The following is a 15,963-nucleotide window of genomic DNA, read 5'->3' on the forward strand; positions in this document are numbered from 1 at the left end:
CGACGGGATCGACCGGCTCGGCGGGCGGGGGCAGCAGGCTGGCCGCGGGCTGGGTCGCGGCCCGCAGCGCCGGCAGTTCCGGCAGCGCGGCCTCTTGCGCCGGCCGGCTGGCGACGCGCGCGGGATCGACGCCCGACAGCAGCAGCCGCACCGGCTCGGTCGCGGCGAACAGCGCCGCCTCGGGGTCGGTGGGCACGCCCAGCGCCGGGCCGATGGCGGCGGTCGCGGCATGGCGCGCGGCTTGCGCGGCCCGCGCCGCCACCCTTTCGGGACTGTCGGTCACGCCCTTGACCAGTTCGGCGGGGGCCGGCGCCTCGGTCACGACCGGATCGTCGGCCAGCAGCATGAACTCGATGCGCCGGTTCGCCTCGCGCCCGGCATCGCTGTCGTTATCGGCGATGGGCCGGCTTTCGCCATAGCCCTTGGCGGTCATGTTGCGGGTGTCCATCCCGGCCTCGGTCATCGCCGCCAGCACCGCCTGCGAGCGGGCGCGCGACAATTCGGCGTTGAAGCCCTCGGACCCCTGCGAGTCGGTATGGCCGCCGATCTCGATGCGGAAATCCGCGCAAAGCTTCATCGTCTCGGCCAGAAGCGCCAGGGTCGGTCCCGGATCGCCGGCGATGACGGATTTGTTCGGCTCGAAGCCGATCTCGGATTGCTGCATCGCCGCGTTCAGCCGGTCGACGCATTCGACGCCCGAGGGCAGGCCCAGGAGCGGGTCCATGCGCCGGTCGTAGCGGATCGCCAGCTCATAGCGCGCGCCCGCACCCAGCCGCTGCGCCAGCCGCGCCGCCGCCATGTCCGAGGCGGTCTGGCTGCCCGAGACGCCGCTGATGCGCACCAGCTCGGGCGTCACCTTGGCCTCGCCGCGCACCAGCCCGTCCAGCGCCTCGAGCGCGGCGATGGCGCGCAAGGTCCAGCCCTCGGGGACCGAGGCATCGCTGCGCAGCGCGCTGTCCACCTGGCCGAAACGCGCCCGCGCCAGGCTTTCCACCGCGTCGCGCATCCGCTCGTCGGTGATGCGGCCGCGCAGGCTGACGCCGCCTGCATCGACCATGGCCGAGAACTCGGCCGGTCCCGCCTGGACCTCGCCGGGTTTTTCGTGCCGGGCGGCCAGCGTGAAGGCCGGGGGCAGCGCCGCCTCAAGCCGGCCCACCGTCTCGTCGAAGGCTGCCGCCGCGACCTCGGGGGGGGCAAGCAGCGCCACATCGGTATCCGAGATCGTGACCGAGCCCGCCCCCAGCGCCTCGACGGCGCGGATGGCAGGGACGGCGGCATCGGCCCAATGCGGAGAGGGCGCGCCCAGGCCCAGCGTGCAGGGCGCCGCGTCCGGCACGCCGGCAGCGCGCCCGGCCTCCAGGATGCGGTCGCGCGCGCTTTCGGTGTCGGCGGCGCAGGCGTCGAAGCGGGCGCCCGCGCCATCCTTGACGAAGCGCAGGGTAAAGGGCGCGATCACCGGCCGCGGCGCGGTGATGTCGGCGGTCAGCGTCACCGAGGCCGGCCTGGCGCGGTTCAGCGCCATCTCCAGGTCGCGTTTCTCGCGCGGGCTGTCGGCGATGGCGCGGATCGAGACCGCCCCCGCCGCGATCGAGACCTTGGCCCGCTTGGCCAGCTGCGCGGCCCTGAGGCCGAAGGCAAAGGCATCCTCCCAAGCCTCGGGAACCGGGTAGTCGGCGCTTTCCATCAGGTCCGAGACCTGGGCCACGCCGGTCTGGCGCTTCAGCCGCTCGACCAGCGCGGCGCGGTCCAGCGTCGCCGGGACCAGGCCGATGATCGAAACGCCCCGGTCGTTGCGCAAAAGCTCGATCTCGAAGGCGGGGGTGGCCAGTTCGGCGGCGGCGGCGACCTGCATCCGGTCGATCACCCGGCCGGCATCGACCACGGTTTCGGCGCGCGCGCGGGCGCGGAAACGCTGCACCTCGTCGGGCGCGATGCCCTCCAGCCGCACCTGCAGGCCGTCGGTGCTGACCTCTACCCATTCGTAATCGGCCAGGGCGGCGCGCAGATCCTGGGCCGAGCGGGTCTGGATGAAATCCGCGGCCGCGCGGGCGCCCAGGAACGACAGGCCGGCGGCCGCCGCAAGGGCGATCAGGCTGGCGACAAGAACAGGGCCACGACGCGCTTGCCGCTGGGGATGAGCCATCCGGGGAACCTTGGGACTGTTACCGACCCGCCGCATGTAAACCCTGCGCCGGGTTTTCGCAATCAGACCAGCCCCGCCAAGGCAAGAAACAGCGCAACCACCAGCCCGGCGTCGCGGTTGCTGCGAAACAGCCGCAGGCAGCCGGCGCTGTCGGTCATGTCGAAGCGCCACAGCTGCCAGGCCAGATGCGCGGCAAAACCGACCACGCCCAGCAGGCCGAAGGTCAGGCCCAGCCCCTGGGGCGCGGCCGCCATCACCGCCAGCCCCAGAAGCAGCACCGAGGCGGTGCCGAAGCCCGCCAGCCAGCGCGGCGTGTCGGCGCCGAACAGCCGGGCGGTGGACTTGACGCCGATCAGCGCGTCGTCCTCGGCATCCTGGTGGGCATAGATGGTGTCGTAGAAGATCGTCCAGGCGATGCCCGACAGATAGGCCAGCACCGGCGCCGGGGCCAGGTTGCCGGTATGCGCCGCCCAGGCCAGCAGCGCGCCCCAGTTGAAGGCCAGGCCCAGGAAGACCTGCGGCCACCAGGTGAAGCGCTTGGCAAAGGGATAGACCGCCACCAGCGCCAGCGAGGCCACGCCCAGCGCGATGGCCGCGCCCCCCAGCGTCAGCAGAATGGCAAGGCCGGCCAGCGACTGCGCCACCAGCCAGACCAGCGCCCCGCGGACCGTCACCTGCCCCGAGGGGATCGGGCGCGAGCGCGTGCGCGCCACCTTGTCGTCGATGTCGCGGTCGGTGATGTCGTTCCAGGTGCAGCCGGCGCCGCGCATCAGCACCGCGCCCACGCCGCAGGCCACGGCGATCCACAGGTCGCGCCATTCCGGCCCGTCGGCGATCATCGCCAGCCCGATGCCCCACCAGCAGGGCAGCAGCAAAAGCCAGGTGCCGATCGGCCGGTCGGCGCGCGACAGGCGCAGCCACGGCCTCCAGTCCGGCGGCGCATGGCGGTCCACCCAATTGTCGGGCGGCGCGTCGGCGACGGTGCTTGGGCCCTCTGGCGTCTGCCCCTCTGGCGTCTGACGGTCGGTCTGCATTAGGCTGCGCCCCATCATGGCGAAAATCAGACTGTTCATAGATCACCCGCTGGCCGAGGGACAAGGCGTCGAGCTGAATCCCGACCAGGCGCATTACCTTTCCTCGGTCATGCGGCAGGCCGCGGGGGACGAGATCCTGGTCTTCAACGGCCGCGACGGCGAATGGCTGGCGCGGATCGAACGCATCGCCAAGCGCGGCGGCGCGCTGGAGGCGCTGCGGCAAACCGCGCCGCAGCTGAACCCGCCCGACCTGTGGCTGGTCTTTGCACCGATCAAGAAGGCGCGCACCGATTTCATCGTGGAAAAGGCGGCCGAGATGGGCGCCGCCCGCATCCTGCCCGTCCAGACCGACCATACCAATTCCGAGCGCATTCGCCAGGACCGCCTGCAAGCCCATGCCGTCGAGGCGGCCGAGCAATGCGGCGGCACCTATGTCCCCGAGGTCTGCGACCTGGTGCCGCTGTCGCGGCTGCTGGACGGCTGGGACGCCGGGCGGCGCATCCTGTGGGCCGACGAGGCGCTGGCAGGGCCGGCGCAGGTATTGTCCGGCCTGCCGCGCGGCCCCTGGGCGATTCTCATCGGCCCCGAGGGCGGCTGGTCCGAATCGGAGCGCAGGCGGCTTTCGGCGATGGATTGCGTCACGCCCGTCGCCCTGGGGCCGCGAATCCTGCGCGCCGATACGGCTGCCGTTGCGTCACTGGCGCTTTGGCAGTCGGCCCTGGGCGACTGGCGCTGAACGATCCGGTCTGAAACGCGCAATCTTCCCGCTGGAAACCGGCTCCGCGCGGGAGAATATTGCACCGCAGCATGATTTCCAGGCCCTTGCCGCAAAAAGTCAGGAATTCCGGTCTCTTATGCACAAGCTGCATGGCAGAGATGCCGGTTTGTCCGTGGTTTTCGCAAACTGCCCGGCCTATATGCTGATGCATCAACGAAGCGCCCGATGAGCGGGCAATGATCTCAAGGTGAAAAACTATGTCGGCGATTGACACGAACCGCATCCATGGCGGGGCGGGCTCTATCGGTATTGGCTCGAAAATCTGGGCGACGCTGTCGGCCTGGAACGATGCGCGGGTGACACGGAACGCGCTGAGCCGTCTTTCGGATCGCGAGCTGGACGATATCGGTCTGTGCCGCGGCGATATCGAACGGATTGCGCGCGCCCGCTAAGCAGCGGTTGAAGACGCGAAAACGGCTGCGGCAAGCCCGCAGGCCCTTTCCCGGCCCGGATGGGCAAGACGAATAGGCGGCCCCGCAAGGCCGCCTTCAGTATTTTCGGCCGGGCGCTTGCGGCGATCAGTCGCGCCGGACGACCAGGGTGGACCATTCGCCCAGGTCGTCGCGCCGCTCCAGCGCCAACCCGCCCGCCGCATAGGCCGCGATCACCTCATCCGCCTGGGTGGCGAGGATGCCCGACAGGATCGCCCTGCCGCCCGGCGCGACATGGCGCGCCATGTCCGGCACCAGGTCGATCAGCGGCTGCTTCAGGATATTGGCAAAGACCAGTTCGAAAGGCGCCGCATTCTCGATCAGCGGATGGTCGAAGCCCACCGCCTCGACGCATTCGACGCGCCCGTCCAGCCCGTTGGCGATGACATTGGCGCGGGCCACGTCCACCGCCTGCGGGTCGATGTCGCCGGCCAGCACGATCACCGGGAACGCCCGCGCCGCCGCCATGGCCAGGACCGCCGTGCCGCAGCCGACATCGACGATGCGCCGCGGCGCGGCGCCCTCGGCGATCATGCGGTCCAGCGCCAGCAGGCAGCCCTTGGTCGTGGCGTGATGGCCGGTGCCGAAGGCCATCGCCGCCTCGATCAGCAGCGCCTCGGCGCCCTCGGGCACCTTGTCGGCGTCATGGCCGCCATGGACGAAGAAGCGCCCGGCCTCGACCGGCGTGAGTTCGCGCCGGACATGGGCGACCCAGTCCACCTCGGGCAGTTCCGAGACCGCAAAGGGCGGCGCGTCCCAGGCGGCGGCCAGCAGCGCCAGCCCCACCTCGTCCGGGGCCTCGGTGAAGTAAAGCCCCACCTCCCAGCGGTCCGAGCCATCCTCGATCTCGAAGACGCCGCTGCCGACGGGCTCGGGGGTCAGATCCTCGCCCGCCTCGGCAAGCGCCTCGGCCGCCTCGCGGCCTTTGGTGTGGGTCAGCGCGGTCCAGGTCGCCATTCAATATCCCTCGGCTGTATCGGTCAGCGGGGCTTTGACACCCGTGCCGCGCAAGCCGCAATAGCCATTCGGATAACGGTCCAGATATTGCTGGTGGTCGTCCTCGGCCCGCCAGAAGGGACCGGCGGGGATGATCTGCGTGGTGATGTCGGGATAGCCCTGCACCGCCAGCCGGTTGCCGTAATCGGCCTTGCTGAGCTCCGCCGCCGCCTTCTGGCTGTCGTTGAACACCATGATGAGCGAGCGGTATTGCGAACCCACGTCGTTGCCCTGGCGGTTGCCCTGGGTCGGGTCGTGGTTTTCCCAGAAGATCTGCAACAGCCGCTCATAGCTGACGCGCGAGCTGTCATAGACCACGCGCACCACCTCGGCATGGCCGGTGCCGCCGGCGCAGACCTGCTTGTAGCTCGGGTTCTCGGCCGTGCCGCCGGCAAAGCCGACCTCGGTCAGCCAGACGCCCTCCTGCTGCCAGAACAGCCGCTCGACGCCCCAGTAACAGCCCATGCCGAAGATCGCCTGGTCATAGCCTTTCGGCATTTCGGCATCCAGCGGCCGGCCGAAGATCCTGTGGATGGGGGCGCTCATGGTGCAGTCCTTTCGCATGTCCTGCCGCATTAGGTAGGCGCGGCGGTCCGACCGTGCAACGCCGGAATGCGGGCGCGGGTTGCGGCCGGGGGCGCGCGTCGTGCAGATTGCAGGTCGATCCCCCTCGCAGGAGACCCCGATGCGACCCGGACCGCGAAACCTGATCACCGATGTCGCCGGCCTGCGGGTCGGCAATGCCCGCGACGACGCCCTGCGCTCGGGTGCGACGGTGCTGCTTGGCGAGGCGCCCTTCGCCTGCGGCTTCAACGTCATGGGCGGCGCCCCCGGCACGCGCGAGACCGAGCTGCTGGCCCCCGACAAGCTGGTGCAGGGGGTGGACGCGCTGGTGCTGTCGGGCGGCTCGGCCTTTGGCCTGGCCGCCTGCGACGGCGTCTCGGACGGGTTGCGCGCCATGGGCCGCGGTTTCGAGATCGGGCCGGTGCGGGTGCCCATCGTGCCCGGCGCCATCGTCTTCGACCTGCTGAACGGCGGCGACAAGGATTGGGGCGCCAACCCCTATCCCGGACTGGGCCGTGCGGCGCTGGAGGCCGCCGGGGCCGATTTCGCCCTGGGCAGCGAGGGCGCGGGCACCGGCGCGATGACGCATCGCTGGAAGGGCGGGCTCGGCTCGGCCTCGGCAATGCTGGAGGGCGGCATCACCGTCGGCGCGCTGGTGGTGGTGAACGCGCTGGGATCGGTGACGGCGGGCGAGTCCCGGCAGTTCTGGGCCGCGCCCTGGGAGCTGGGGGACGAATTCGGCGGGCTGGGCCTAGCCGGCCCCTACCCGGCCGGGCATGAGCCAAGCCCGGCGAAACGGCTGGGCGAGGCCACGACCATCGCCATCGTCGCCACCGATGCGGCGCTCGACAAGGCCGGGCTGACGCGGCTGGCGACGGCGGCGCAGGACGGCATGGCCCGCGCCATCGTGCCCAGCCACACGCCCTTCGACGGCGACCTGGTCTTTGCCGTCTCGACGGGGGCCAAGCCCCTGCCCGATCCGGCGCTGTCGCCGTTCCTGCTGGGCCATGCCGCCGCCTGCACGCTGGCCCGCGCCATCGCGCGCGGCGTCCATGCGGCAAGCCCGCGGCCGGGCGACCTGCAACCCTGCTGGCGCGAGGGGTAATTCCGCCAGCAGGGCGAATCGAAGGGATCAACCCGCCGGGCGCATCGTCGCGCCCGCGCCGGTCAGAACCAGATGCGGTCGCTGAAGACGTATTGCACGATCCGGTCGCGGGTCAGGCCCATCTTGGCCAGTTCGGCGTCGGATTTCGCCTTCAGAACCTCGATCTCGGCGCGGCGCGACTGCTGGCGGATATAGGCCTCGGTCCCGCGCGCCAGCCAGTCGCGAAAGCCGGAATACAGCGCCGCGAGACCGATCCGAGGACGATTGCTTGCAATGATAGCCATGGGAAACCCTTTCGGTATTGGCGAATGGTTTCCTCCCCTGCCGTTCAATCTAGGGCGGTTTCGCCCAGCCCGCCATGGCATCTTTTGCAACGCTGCATTGCAGCATGGGCGTGGCCGGCCGCGCGACGCAAAGGCGGTCGGCCCGGCATGGCCGGCGCCGCCCGGCGCAAGGTCTGCGCCAGACCCAGGGCGGCCCCGGCGGAATCCGTCGACCGAACGGAATGCGCTTTCCCCCAAGGGCTTCGGCCATTATACGGTTCGCGGCATTCATGACCGCAAGGGGTAAGCACAATGGCCAATGTGGTGGTCGTCGGCGCGCAATGGGGCGACGAAGGCAAGGGCAAGATCGTCGACTGGCTGTCGGAACGCGCCGATGTGATCGCGCGCTTCCAGGGCGGCCACAACGCCGGCCACACGCTGGTCATCGGCAACCAGGTCTTCAAGCTGTCGCTCCTGCCCTCGGGCATCGTGCGCAAGGGCAAGATGGCGGTCATCGGCAATGGCGTGGTGCTGGACCCCTGGGCGCTGTTTTCGGAAATCGACAAGCTCGCCGCGCAGGGGGTCGAGATCTCGCCCGCCAACCTGATGATCGCCGAGAATACGCCGCTGATCCTGCCGCTGCACCAGGATCTCGACAAGCTGCGCGAAGAGGCCGCGGGCGCCAGCAAGATCGGCACCACCGGCCGCGGCATCGGCCCGGCCTATGAGGACAAGGTCGGCCGCCGCACCATCCGCGTCGCCGACCTGGGCGACGAAGAGACGCTGGATTCGCGCCTCGACCGCCTGCTGGCCCATCACGACGCGCTGCGCCAGGGCCTGGACGCCGCGCCCATCGACCGGGCGGAACTGCGCGCAAAGCTGCTGGAGATCGCGCCGAAGCTGCTGCAATACGCCCAGCCGGTGTGGAAGGTGATGAACGACTACCGCAAGGCCGGCAAGCGCATCCTGTTCGAGGGCGCGCAGGGCAGCCTGCTGGACATCGACTTCGGCACCTACCCCTATGTGACCAGCTCGACCACCATGTCGGGCATGGCGGCCAGCGGCACCGGGCTCGGCCCCTCGGCGATCGGCTTCGTGCTGGGCATCGTCAAGGCCTATACCACCCGCGTCGGCGAAGGCCCGTTCCCGACCGAACTCGACGATGCCGACGGCCAGCGCCTGGGTGAGCGCGGCCACGAATTCGGCACCGTCACCGGGCGCAAGCGCCGCTGCGGCTGGTTCGACGCGGTGCTGGTGCGCCAGACCTGCGCCATTTCCGGCGTGGACGGCATCGCGCTGACCAAGCTCGACGTGCTGGACGGGTTCCAGACGCTCAAGATCTGCACCGGCTATCAGGTGGACGGCCAGCATTACGACCACCTGCCCACCGCCGCCTCGCTGCAGGCCAGGGCGACCCCCGTCTACGAGGAGATGGAGGGCTGGCAGGAATCGACCCAGGGCGCGCGCAGCTGGGCCGACCTGCCCGCCAATGCGATCAAATACGTCCGCCGCATCGAAGAGCTGATCCAGTGCCCCGTCGCGCTGCTCTCGACCTCGCCCGAGCGCGACGATACCATCCTCGTGACCGACCCCTTCGCGGACTGACCCGGACAGGACATGGACCTCAAGACGCGCAAACGCTGGTCGCTGGTGATCCTGCTGGTCGGGCTGCCGCTCTATATCTTGGTGGCGGTCAGCCTGGTGAACTGGATGGACCGCACCTGGGGCCGCCAGCCGATCCTGGTCGAGCTTGCGGTCTATGTCGCCCTGGGCATCCTCTGGGCCCTGCCCTTCCGCAAGGTCTTCACCGGCATCGGCAAGGGCGAATGAGGCTCAGCAGCGCCCGCCCGGTCACGCTGATCGGCGGGGCGCCGGTCGGCCGCGCCGACCTCGACCTGGCGCTGCGGCTCGCGCCGGTGGTGGCCGCCGCCGACAGCGGCGCCGATACCGCGCTCAGCCACGGGCTGATGCCGGCGGCGGTCTGGGGCGATTTCGACAGCATCTCGGCCCGCGCCCGGTCCGAGATCCCCCTGGCGAACCAGCACCCCATCGCCGAACAGGACAGCACCGATTTCGAGAAATGCCTGTCCAACCTCGACGCGCCCTTCGTCGTCGCGCTCGGCTTCTCCGGCGCGCGCCACGACCATTTCCTGTCGGCCCTGGGCGTCATCGCCCGCCGCATCGGCCCGCCCTGCCTGCTGGTCGCCGGCGAGGACGTGATCACGCTCGCGCCCCCGCGCCTCGCGCTGGACCTCGCGCCCGGCACGCGGGTCTCGCTCTTCGCGATGGCCCCGGCCAGCGGCCGCTCCTCCGGGCTCAAATGGCCCCTCGACGGGCTCGCCTTCGCCCCCACCGGCCTCAGCGGCACCTCGAACGAGGCCACGGGCCCGGTCACGCTGGAATGCGAGGGCCCGATGCTGCTGATCCTGCCGCGCTCGGAACTGCCGACGCTCGCGCGCGCGCTCTGACGGCTTTCACCGTTTCCCAAATACCCGTTCCCAGGCGCCAGGCGGGTGCTTCTCTGTTCCCCAAATACTCCTGCGACCGCGCCATTGAACGCGCCCGGATCCGCGGGTCCATGGCCTCGCGCAACCCGTCGCCGACAGGGGCCACCGCGCATCTGGGCCGCTTCGTCAAGACCGGCAGCCGCCGACAGGCCTTCAAGAACCCGCAGCACCCCCATAGCCGGCGGCTGATCGCGGCCCATCTCCTCGCCGATCCATCCCGCCGGGCACCTGCCCCCGCCCCCGGTCCATCGCGAGATGGGGCCATCTGGTGCCGGCCGGGCCGGCAACGCCTGGTTGAACGCCCTGTTGCGGGATTGTCACAAGCCGGCACAAGCCCTTGCCGGCCGACGACTCTGCTTGATCGCCGGCCCTCGCGGCGGGAATAGCGGGCTTATCAGCCAGCCATGCGCCAGTCAGCACCCGAACCCCATCGGATGGCTTGCCATGACACATCGACCCCTGATCCCCTTCGCCGCGCATGCGCGGCTGACGACGGCGCTTTCCGCCGGCATCCTGGCGCTTCTGGCCAGCCCGGCCATGGCGCAAGAGACCGAGGAAGGCACCGCCGGCACCGTCACCCTGGACGAGGTGACGATCACCGCCGCCCCCGGCACCCAGACCGAGGGCACCGAAAGCTGGACCACGGAATGGATGCGCTCGGCCACCGGCCTTGTGCTGAGCCAGAAGGAGACGCCGCAATCCACCAGCGTCATCACCGACGCGCAGATGAAGGACCGCAACATCACCACCGTCGCCGAGACGATGGACGCGGCGACCGGCATCACCGTGCAGGCGTTCGAAAGCGACCGCATCAACTACTATTCGCGCGGCTTCTACATCGACGCCTACCAATATGACGGCGTGCCCGCACCGCGCAACGGCGCCTGGACCTTCGGCGACAACAACACCGACATGGCGCTTTACGACCATGTCGAAATCGTGCGCGGCGCCACCGGGCTGATGCAGGGCGCGGGCGAGCCGGGCGCCTCGATCAACTTCATCCGCAAGCGCCCGACCGAGGAGTTTCAGAACCAGGCCGCCGTCTCGCTGGCCTATCCCAAGGGCGCGCGCGCCGAATCCGACGTGTCGGGGCCGCTGAACGAAACCGGCAGCGTGCGCGGCCGGCTGGTCAGCGTCGTGGACAGCCGCGACGGCATGCTGGACGGCTATCACAAGGACAAATATGTCCTGTTCGGCGCGCTGGACGTGGACCTGGGCGAAAGCACGCTGCTGAGCACCGGCCTTACCTATCAGAAGTCCAAGGCCGACAACGTCACCTGGGGCGGCCTGCCGCCCTATTATGCCGATGGCGGGCTGATCGACTGGGACTGGGGATCGACCCTGGGCGCGGACTGGACCTATGTCGATACCGAGCGGACCGAGGCCTTCGCCTCGCTCGAGCACGAATTCCAGAACGGCTGGACAGCGCGCGTGGTCGCCACCCATATCCGCAGCGAGGCGGATATGGAGCTGGCCTGGATCACCGGCGCGCCCGACCGGGAAACCGGCCTTGGCCTCAGCCCCTGGGCAGCGAAATACAATGGCACCACCAAGGTGTCGTCGCTGAACGCGGTGCTGAACGGCGACTTCCAGGCCTTTGGCCGCGACCACCAGTTCGTCGTCGGGGCCATGGCTTCGGATTTCAAGAGCAACTACTACGGCCACGCGGTCGATCTGGACACGCTGGCTCCGGTCGGCAATGTCTTCGACTGGGACGGAAGCTATCCCCGCCCCGGCTTCTCGGACGAGGTGACCAGCAGCTGGACCAGCAAGCAGCGGCAATACGGGCTCTATGCCACCACCAAGATCCAGGTCGCCGAGCCGCTCTCGGTCATCGCCGGCGCCCGCGCCAACTGGTGGAAGGGCACCGAGGGCTCGCTGGGCAGCCCGACACATGAATACAGCTATAGCGGCGAGATCACGCCCTATCTCGGCTTCACCTACGACCTGAACCCGACCTATACCGCCTACGGCAGCGTCACCAGCATCTACAAGCCGCAGATCGCCCAGGACATCAACGGCGACTACCTCGACCCGACCTATGGCTGGAACTACGAACTGGGCGTCAAGGCCGACCTGATGGGCGGGGCGATGTATGCCTCGGCGGCGATCTTCAAGACCGACCAGAAGGACGTGGCGAACTGGGTGGGCTATGACGAGACCCGGTTGCGCGACATCTACGAAAGCATCGACGGCACCACCACCCGCGGGTTCGAGCTTGAGGCGGCGGGGGCGATCAACGACCGCTGGAACGTCTCGGCCGGCTATACCTTCCGCACCTCGAAGGACAAGGACGGCAACCGCTTCGCCGCCGACCAGCCCAAGCATACGCTGAAGCTGGCGACCGACTATCGGCTGGCGGGCATGTTCGACGACAAGCTGACGGTGGGCGGGGCGATGCGCTGGCAAAGCGGCACCGACAGCATGGATTTCGACACGGATGTCAACGTCAACGTGCATCAGGGTTCCTATGCCGTCTTCGACCTGAACGCCTCTTACCAGGTGACGGACAAGACCGAGCTGACGCTCAGCGTGAACAACATCCTCAACGAGAAATACTATGCCACGACCGGCTTCTACGACACCGTGGTCTATGGCGACGAACGCAGCGCCGAGCTGACGCTGCGGGCGAAGTTCTGAACGGGGCGGCCGGCTCTCCGGCCGTCACCCCCCGGATATGGCCGTCATGGCGAAAACCCCGGCACTTGCCGGGGTTTTTTCGTTTCCTCCCCGGCGCGCGCGGGGCGCGGGCGCCCGCACGGCCTTGCGGCGCTTGGCGAAAGGCGTAACCTGCGGGCCGAAGGAGATCGTCCATGCCCGTCAAGAACCGCTTTGCCGAATTGCTGCCCGAGATCACCGCCTGGCGCCGCGACTTTCACCAGAACCCCGAACTCGACTACCAGGTCCACCGCACCGCCGGCCGCGTGGCCGAGCTGCTGCGCAGCTTCGGCCTGGACGAGGTCGCCGAGGGCGTCGGCCGCACCGGCGTGGTCGGCGTCATCCGGGGCCGCAGCAATGCCAGCGGCCGGGTGATCGGGCTGCGCGCCGACATGGACGCGCTGCCGATCAACGAGCAGACCGGGGCGGAATACGCCTCGAAGACGCCGGGGGTCATGCATGCCTGCGGCCATGACGGCCATACCGCCATGCTGCTGGGCGCGGCGAAATACCTGGCCGAGACGCGCAATTTCGACGGCACCGCCGTGGTGATCTTCCAGCCCGCCGAAGAGGGGGGCGCGGGCGGCCTCGCCATGGTCCGGGACGGGCTGGTCGAGCGCTGGGGCATCCAGGAATTCTACGGCATGCACAACATGCCCGGCTATCCGGTGGGCAGCTTCGCCATCCGGGAGGGCGCGATGATGGCGGCCGCCGACCAGTTCGACATCGTCATCACCGGCAAGGGCGGCCATGCCGCCAAGCCGCATGAGGCGGTCGACACCATGCTGGTCGCGGCGCAGGTCATCGTCTCGCTGCAATCCGTCGTCGCGCGCAATGTCGATCCGCTGAAAAGCGGCGTCGTCTCGGTCTGCGTGGTCCAGAGCGATTCGACCGCGCATAACGTCATCCCGCAGGTGGTGAAGCTGAAGGGAACCGCCCGCAGCCTGGCGCCAGAGGTGCGCGACCAGCTGGAAGAGGGCATCAGGCGCGTCGCCACCCATACCGCCGCCGCCTTCGGCGCCATGGCCGAGGTCACCTATGAGCGCGGCTATCCGGTGACGATGAACCATCCCGAAGCGACGGGTTTCGCGGCCGAGGTCGCACGGCAGGTGGCGGGCGCGGTGGACATGGAAATGGAGCCGCTGATGGCCGGCGAGGATTTCAGCTACATGCTGAACGAACGCCCCGGCGCCTATATCTTCGTCGGCAACGGCGACACGGCGATGGTGCATCACCCGGCCTATGATTTCGACGACAATGCGATCCCGGCCGGGTCGAGCTGGTATGCCGGGATGATCGAGGCGCGGATGCCGCTGCCGGCGTGATCGTCGCGCCGGGGGTTTCACACCCCCGGACCCCCGTGGGATATTTGGGCACGAAAGAAGCAGGGGGCCGTGAAGCCCCCTTGTCGTTTCAGAAGTGGATGGCGCGGCCATAGGCCGAGAGCGTGGCCTCGTGCAGCATCTCGGACAGCGTCGGGTGCGGGAAGACCGTCTCCATCAGCTCGGCCTCGGTGGTCTCCAGCGTGCGGCCGACGACATAGCCCTGGATCAGCTCGGTCACTTCCGCGCCGACCATGTGGGCGCCCAGCAACTCGCCGGTCTTGGCGTCGAAGACGGTCTTGATCAGGCCCTCGGGCTCGCCCAGAGCGATGGCCTTGCCATTGCCGATGAAGGGGAAGCGGCCGACCTTGACCTCATGGCCCGCGGCCTTGGCCTTTTCCTCGGTCAGGCCGACCGAGGCCACCTGCGGGTTGCAGTAGGTGCAGCCGGGGATCGAGTTCGGCTTGATCGGATGCGGGTGCCCGCCGGCGATCAGTTCCGCCACCATGACGCCTTCGTGGCTGGCCTTGTGGGCGAGCCAGGGCGCGCCGGCGACGTCGCCGATGGCATAGAGCCCCTCGACGCCGGTTCGGCAATATTCGTCGGTCACGACATGGGTGCGGTCGATCTTGGCGCCCAGCTTTTCAAGGCCGAGGTTTTCCACGTTGCCGACGATACCGACCGCCGAGATCACCGTGTCGAATTCATGCGTCTCGGTCTTGCCGCCGGTCTCGATATGGGCGGTGACCTTGCCCTTTGCGCGGTCCAGCTTCTTGACTGCCGCCTTTTCCAGGATCTTCATGCCCTGCTTGACGAATTGCTTCTTCGCCAGGGCCGAGATTTCCGCATCCTCGACCGGCAGCACGCGGTCCATCACCTCGACCACGGTGGTGTCGGCCCCCAGCGTGTTGAAGAAGCTGGCGAATTCGATGCCGATGGCGCCCGAGCCGATCACCAGCAGCTTTTTCGGCATCCGCGGCGGCTGCAGGGCGTGCTTGTAGTTCCAGACCAGGTCGCCGTCGGGTTCCAGCCCCGGCAGTTCGCGGGCGCGGGCGCCGGTGGCCAGCACGATGGATTTCGCGGTCACTTCCTCGGCGCCCTTGTCGGTCTTGACGCTGATCTTGCCGGGGGCGATCAGGCTGGCCTCGCCCATGATGACGGTGACCTTGTTCTTTTTCAGCAAGTGGCCGACGCCGCCGGCGAGCTGCTTGGCCACGCCGCGCGAGCGTTGCACCACGGCACTGAGGTCATAGCCGATCTTGTCGGCGGAAAGGCCGAATTCCTTGGCGCGGTGCATGAGGTGAAAGACCTCGGCCGAGCGCAGCAGCGCCTTGGTCGGGATGCAGCCCCAGTTCAGGCAGATGCCGCCCAGATGCTCGCGCTCGATACAGGCCACCTTGAGGCCCAGCTGCGCGCCGCGGATGGCGCAGACATAGCCGCCAGGGCCGGAACCGATCACCACCATGTCGAAGCTTTGCGCCATGGGAATCCCCCTCTCAGAAAAGATAGTTCAGCGTTAAACCAATTTTCAGACGTCAGCAAGCGACAGCTTGCCCGCGACCAGCGCGCCATAGCCGCCGGCCTCCATGACGCGGATTTCCGCCGGGGTGGGCACGCGGTTCAGCGCCGCGTTGCGCCAGGGGAAGCGGCCGAATTTCGCGATGGTGTCGCGGTGCAGCTCGGCATGGCGCAGGTTCTCGCCCGGCATGAACTCGGCGAACAGGGCCACCGCGCGCTCCTGGTCGGCCAGATCCTCGGAATGTTCGAAGGGCAGGTAGACGAATTGCCGGGCGGGCGGTTCGATGCGCAGGTGCAGGCCGCTGTCGACCGCCTCGCGGGCCAGGCTGCGGGCCAGGGGATCGGTGGCGAAGGCGCGGGCGTCATCGCGGAACATGTTGCGGGGGAACTGGTCGGTCAGGATCAGCCCGGCCAGCATCCCCTCGGGCGTGGCGGCCCAGCCGGGCACCAGGTCGGCGGCGCGTTCCCAGGCCGGCTGGAAGCGCCGGCGGACGGTTTCGTCCAGCGCGTCCGAGCGCTCATACCAGCCCTTCTCGCCGACCTCCTCGAGCCAGAAGCGGTTGATCTCCTCGGGTGTCGCGGTGTCGGTCATGGCCTTGCCCTCCGTTTTGACCGATGGTCGCAGAGCCGGGGGCGGGTCGCAA

At 69.0% G+C, this 15,963-nt stretch carries 15 protein-coding genes; 8 read left to right on the forward strand and 7 right to left on the reverse strand.

The features are described 5' to 3' along the window. The coding region (locus IT40_RS02405; protein ID WP_244273984.1) for an OmpA family protein at positions 1-2,143 on the reverse strand (2,143 nt) is incomplete at its 3' end. Between the two features lie 62 nt (positions 2,144-2,205). Further along, entirely contained in the window at positions 2,206-3,177 is a 972-nt protein-coding gene (gene ubiA, locus IT40_RS02410; protein WP_036750101.1) for a 4-hydroxybenzoate octaprenyltransferase, read from the reverse strand. A 16-nt stretch (positions 3,178-3,193) separates the two neighbouring features. On the opposite strand from ubiA, the gene IT40_RS02415 reads away from it, so the two are divergent. Both IT40_RS02415 and IT40_RS02420 read left to right on the forward strand, forming a co-directional pair. Beyond that, positions 3,194-3,913, forward strand: coding sequence for a 16S rRNA (uracil(1498)-N(3))-methyltransferase (locus IT40_RS02415; RefSeq protein WP_036750104.1), 720 nt, complete (start codon positions 3,194-3,196; stop codon positions 3,911-3,913). A gap of 239 nt (positions 3,914-4,152) precedes the next feature. Continuing rightward, a complete protein-coding gene (locus tag IT40_RS02420) occupies positions 4,153-4,347 on the forward strand; it encodes a DUF1127 domain-containing protein (protein WP_036750106.1) in 195 nt (64 codons plus the stop codon). A 126-nt stretch (positions 4,348-4,473) separates the two neighbouring features. Here IT40_RS02420 and IT40_RS02425 read toward each other — a convergent pair whose 3' ends face one another. After that, a complete protein-coding gene (locus IT40_RS02425; protein ID WP_036750109.1) occupies positions 4,474-5,343 on the reverse strand; it encodes a 50S ribosomal protein L11 methyltransferase in 870 nt (289 codons plus the stop codon). Then, positions 5,344-5,928, reverse strand: coding sequence for a peptide-methionine (S)-S-oxide reductase MsrA (msrA, locus tag IT40_RS02430; RefSeq protein WP_072461000.1), 585 nt, complete (start codon positions 5,926-5,928; stop codon positions 5,344-5,346). It lies immediately after the preceding gene. A 139-nt stretch (positions 5,929-6,067) separates the two neighbouring features. Between msrA and IT40_RS02435 the strand changes: the two genes are divergently transcribed. Further along, entirely contained in the window at positions 6,068-7,051 is a 984-nt protein-coding gene (locus IT40_RS02435) for a P1 family peptidase (protein ID WP_036750115.1), read from the forward strand. A gap of 62 nt (positions 7,052-7,113) precedes the next feature. Here the strand turns inward: IT40_RS02435 and IT40_RS02440 are convergent, their stop codons facing one another. Continuing rightward, entirely contained in the window at positions 7,114-7,335 is a 222-nt protein-coding gene (locus IT40_RS02440) for a hypothetical protein (RefSeq protein ID WP_036750118.1), read from the reverse strand. 291 nt (positions 7,336-7,626) lie between these two features. Between IT40_RS02440 and IT40_RS02445 the strand changes: the two genes are divergently transcribed. From IT40_RS02445 to IT40_RS02465, 5 genes are all read left to right on the forward strand, one after another. Then, positions 7,627-8,919 carry an adenylosuccinate synthase gene (locus IT40_RS02445; RefSeq protein ID WP_036750121.1) on the forward strand — a complete coding sequence of 431 codons (1,293 nt, stop codon included), beginning with the start codon at positions 7,627-7,629 and terminating at the stop codon, positions 8,917-8,919. 12 nt (positions 8,920-8,931) lie between these two features. After that, the gene (locus tag IT40_RS02450) at positions 8,932-9,144 is read left to right on the forward strand and encodes a DUF2842 domain-containing protein (protein WP_036750123.1); all 213 of its coding nucleotides are present in this window, start codon (positions 8,932-8,934) and stop codon (positions 9,142-9,144) included. After that, the gene (locus IT40_RS02455) at positions 9,141-9,782 is read left to right on the forward strand and encodes a thiamine diphosphokinase (RefSeq protein ID WP_036750125.1); all 642 of its coding nucleotides are present in this window, start codon (positions 9,141-9,143) and stop codon (positions 9,780-9,782) included. The genes IT40_RS02450 and IT40_RS02455 overlap by 4 nt, the downstream gene beginning before the upstream one ends. 483 nt (positions 9,783-10,265) lie before the next feature. Further along, positions 10,266-12,461 (forward strand): TonB-dependent siderophore receptor, encoded by a 2,196-nt coding sequence (locus IT40_RS02460; RefSeq protein WP_036750128.1) that lies wholly within the window; start codon positions 10,266-10,268, stop codon positions 12,459-12,461. Positions 12,462-12,634: 173 nt separating this feature from the next. Further along, complete coding sequence (locus tag IT40_RS02465; RefSeq protein ID WP_036750131.1) at positions 12,635-13,804, forward strand: M20 aminoacylase family protein; 1,170 nt, start codon at positions 12,635-12,637, stop codon at positions 13,802-13,804. An 88-nt stretch (positions 13,805-13,892) separates the two neighbouring features. On the opposite strand, the gene lpdA is transcribed toward IT40_RS02465, so the two are convergent. Beyond that, on the reverse strand, positions 13,893-15,284 hold the full coding sequence (gene lpdA / locus IT40_RS02470) for a dihydrolipoyl dehydrogenase (protein ID WP_036750134.1): 1,392 nt from the start codon (positions 15,282-15,284) through the stop codon (positions 13,893-13,895). A 45-nt stretch (positions 15,285-15,329) separates the two neighbouring features. Then, positions 15,330-15,911 (reverse strand): DUF924 family protein, encoded by a 582-nt coding sequence (locus tag IT40_RS02475; RefSeq protein WP_036750138.1) that lies wholly within the window; start codon positions 15,909-15,911, stop codon positions 15,330-15,332. Between the last annotated feature and the right edge of the window lie 52 nt (positions 15,912-15,963).

The sequence above is a fragment of the Paracoccus versutus genome (genome assembly GCF_000763885.1).
GTDB lineage: Bacteria > Pseudomonadota > Alphaproteobacteria > Rhodobacterales > Rhodobacteraceae > Paracoccus > Paracoccus versutus.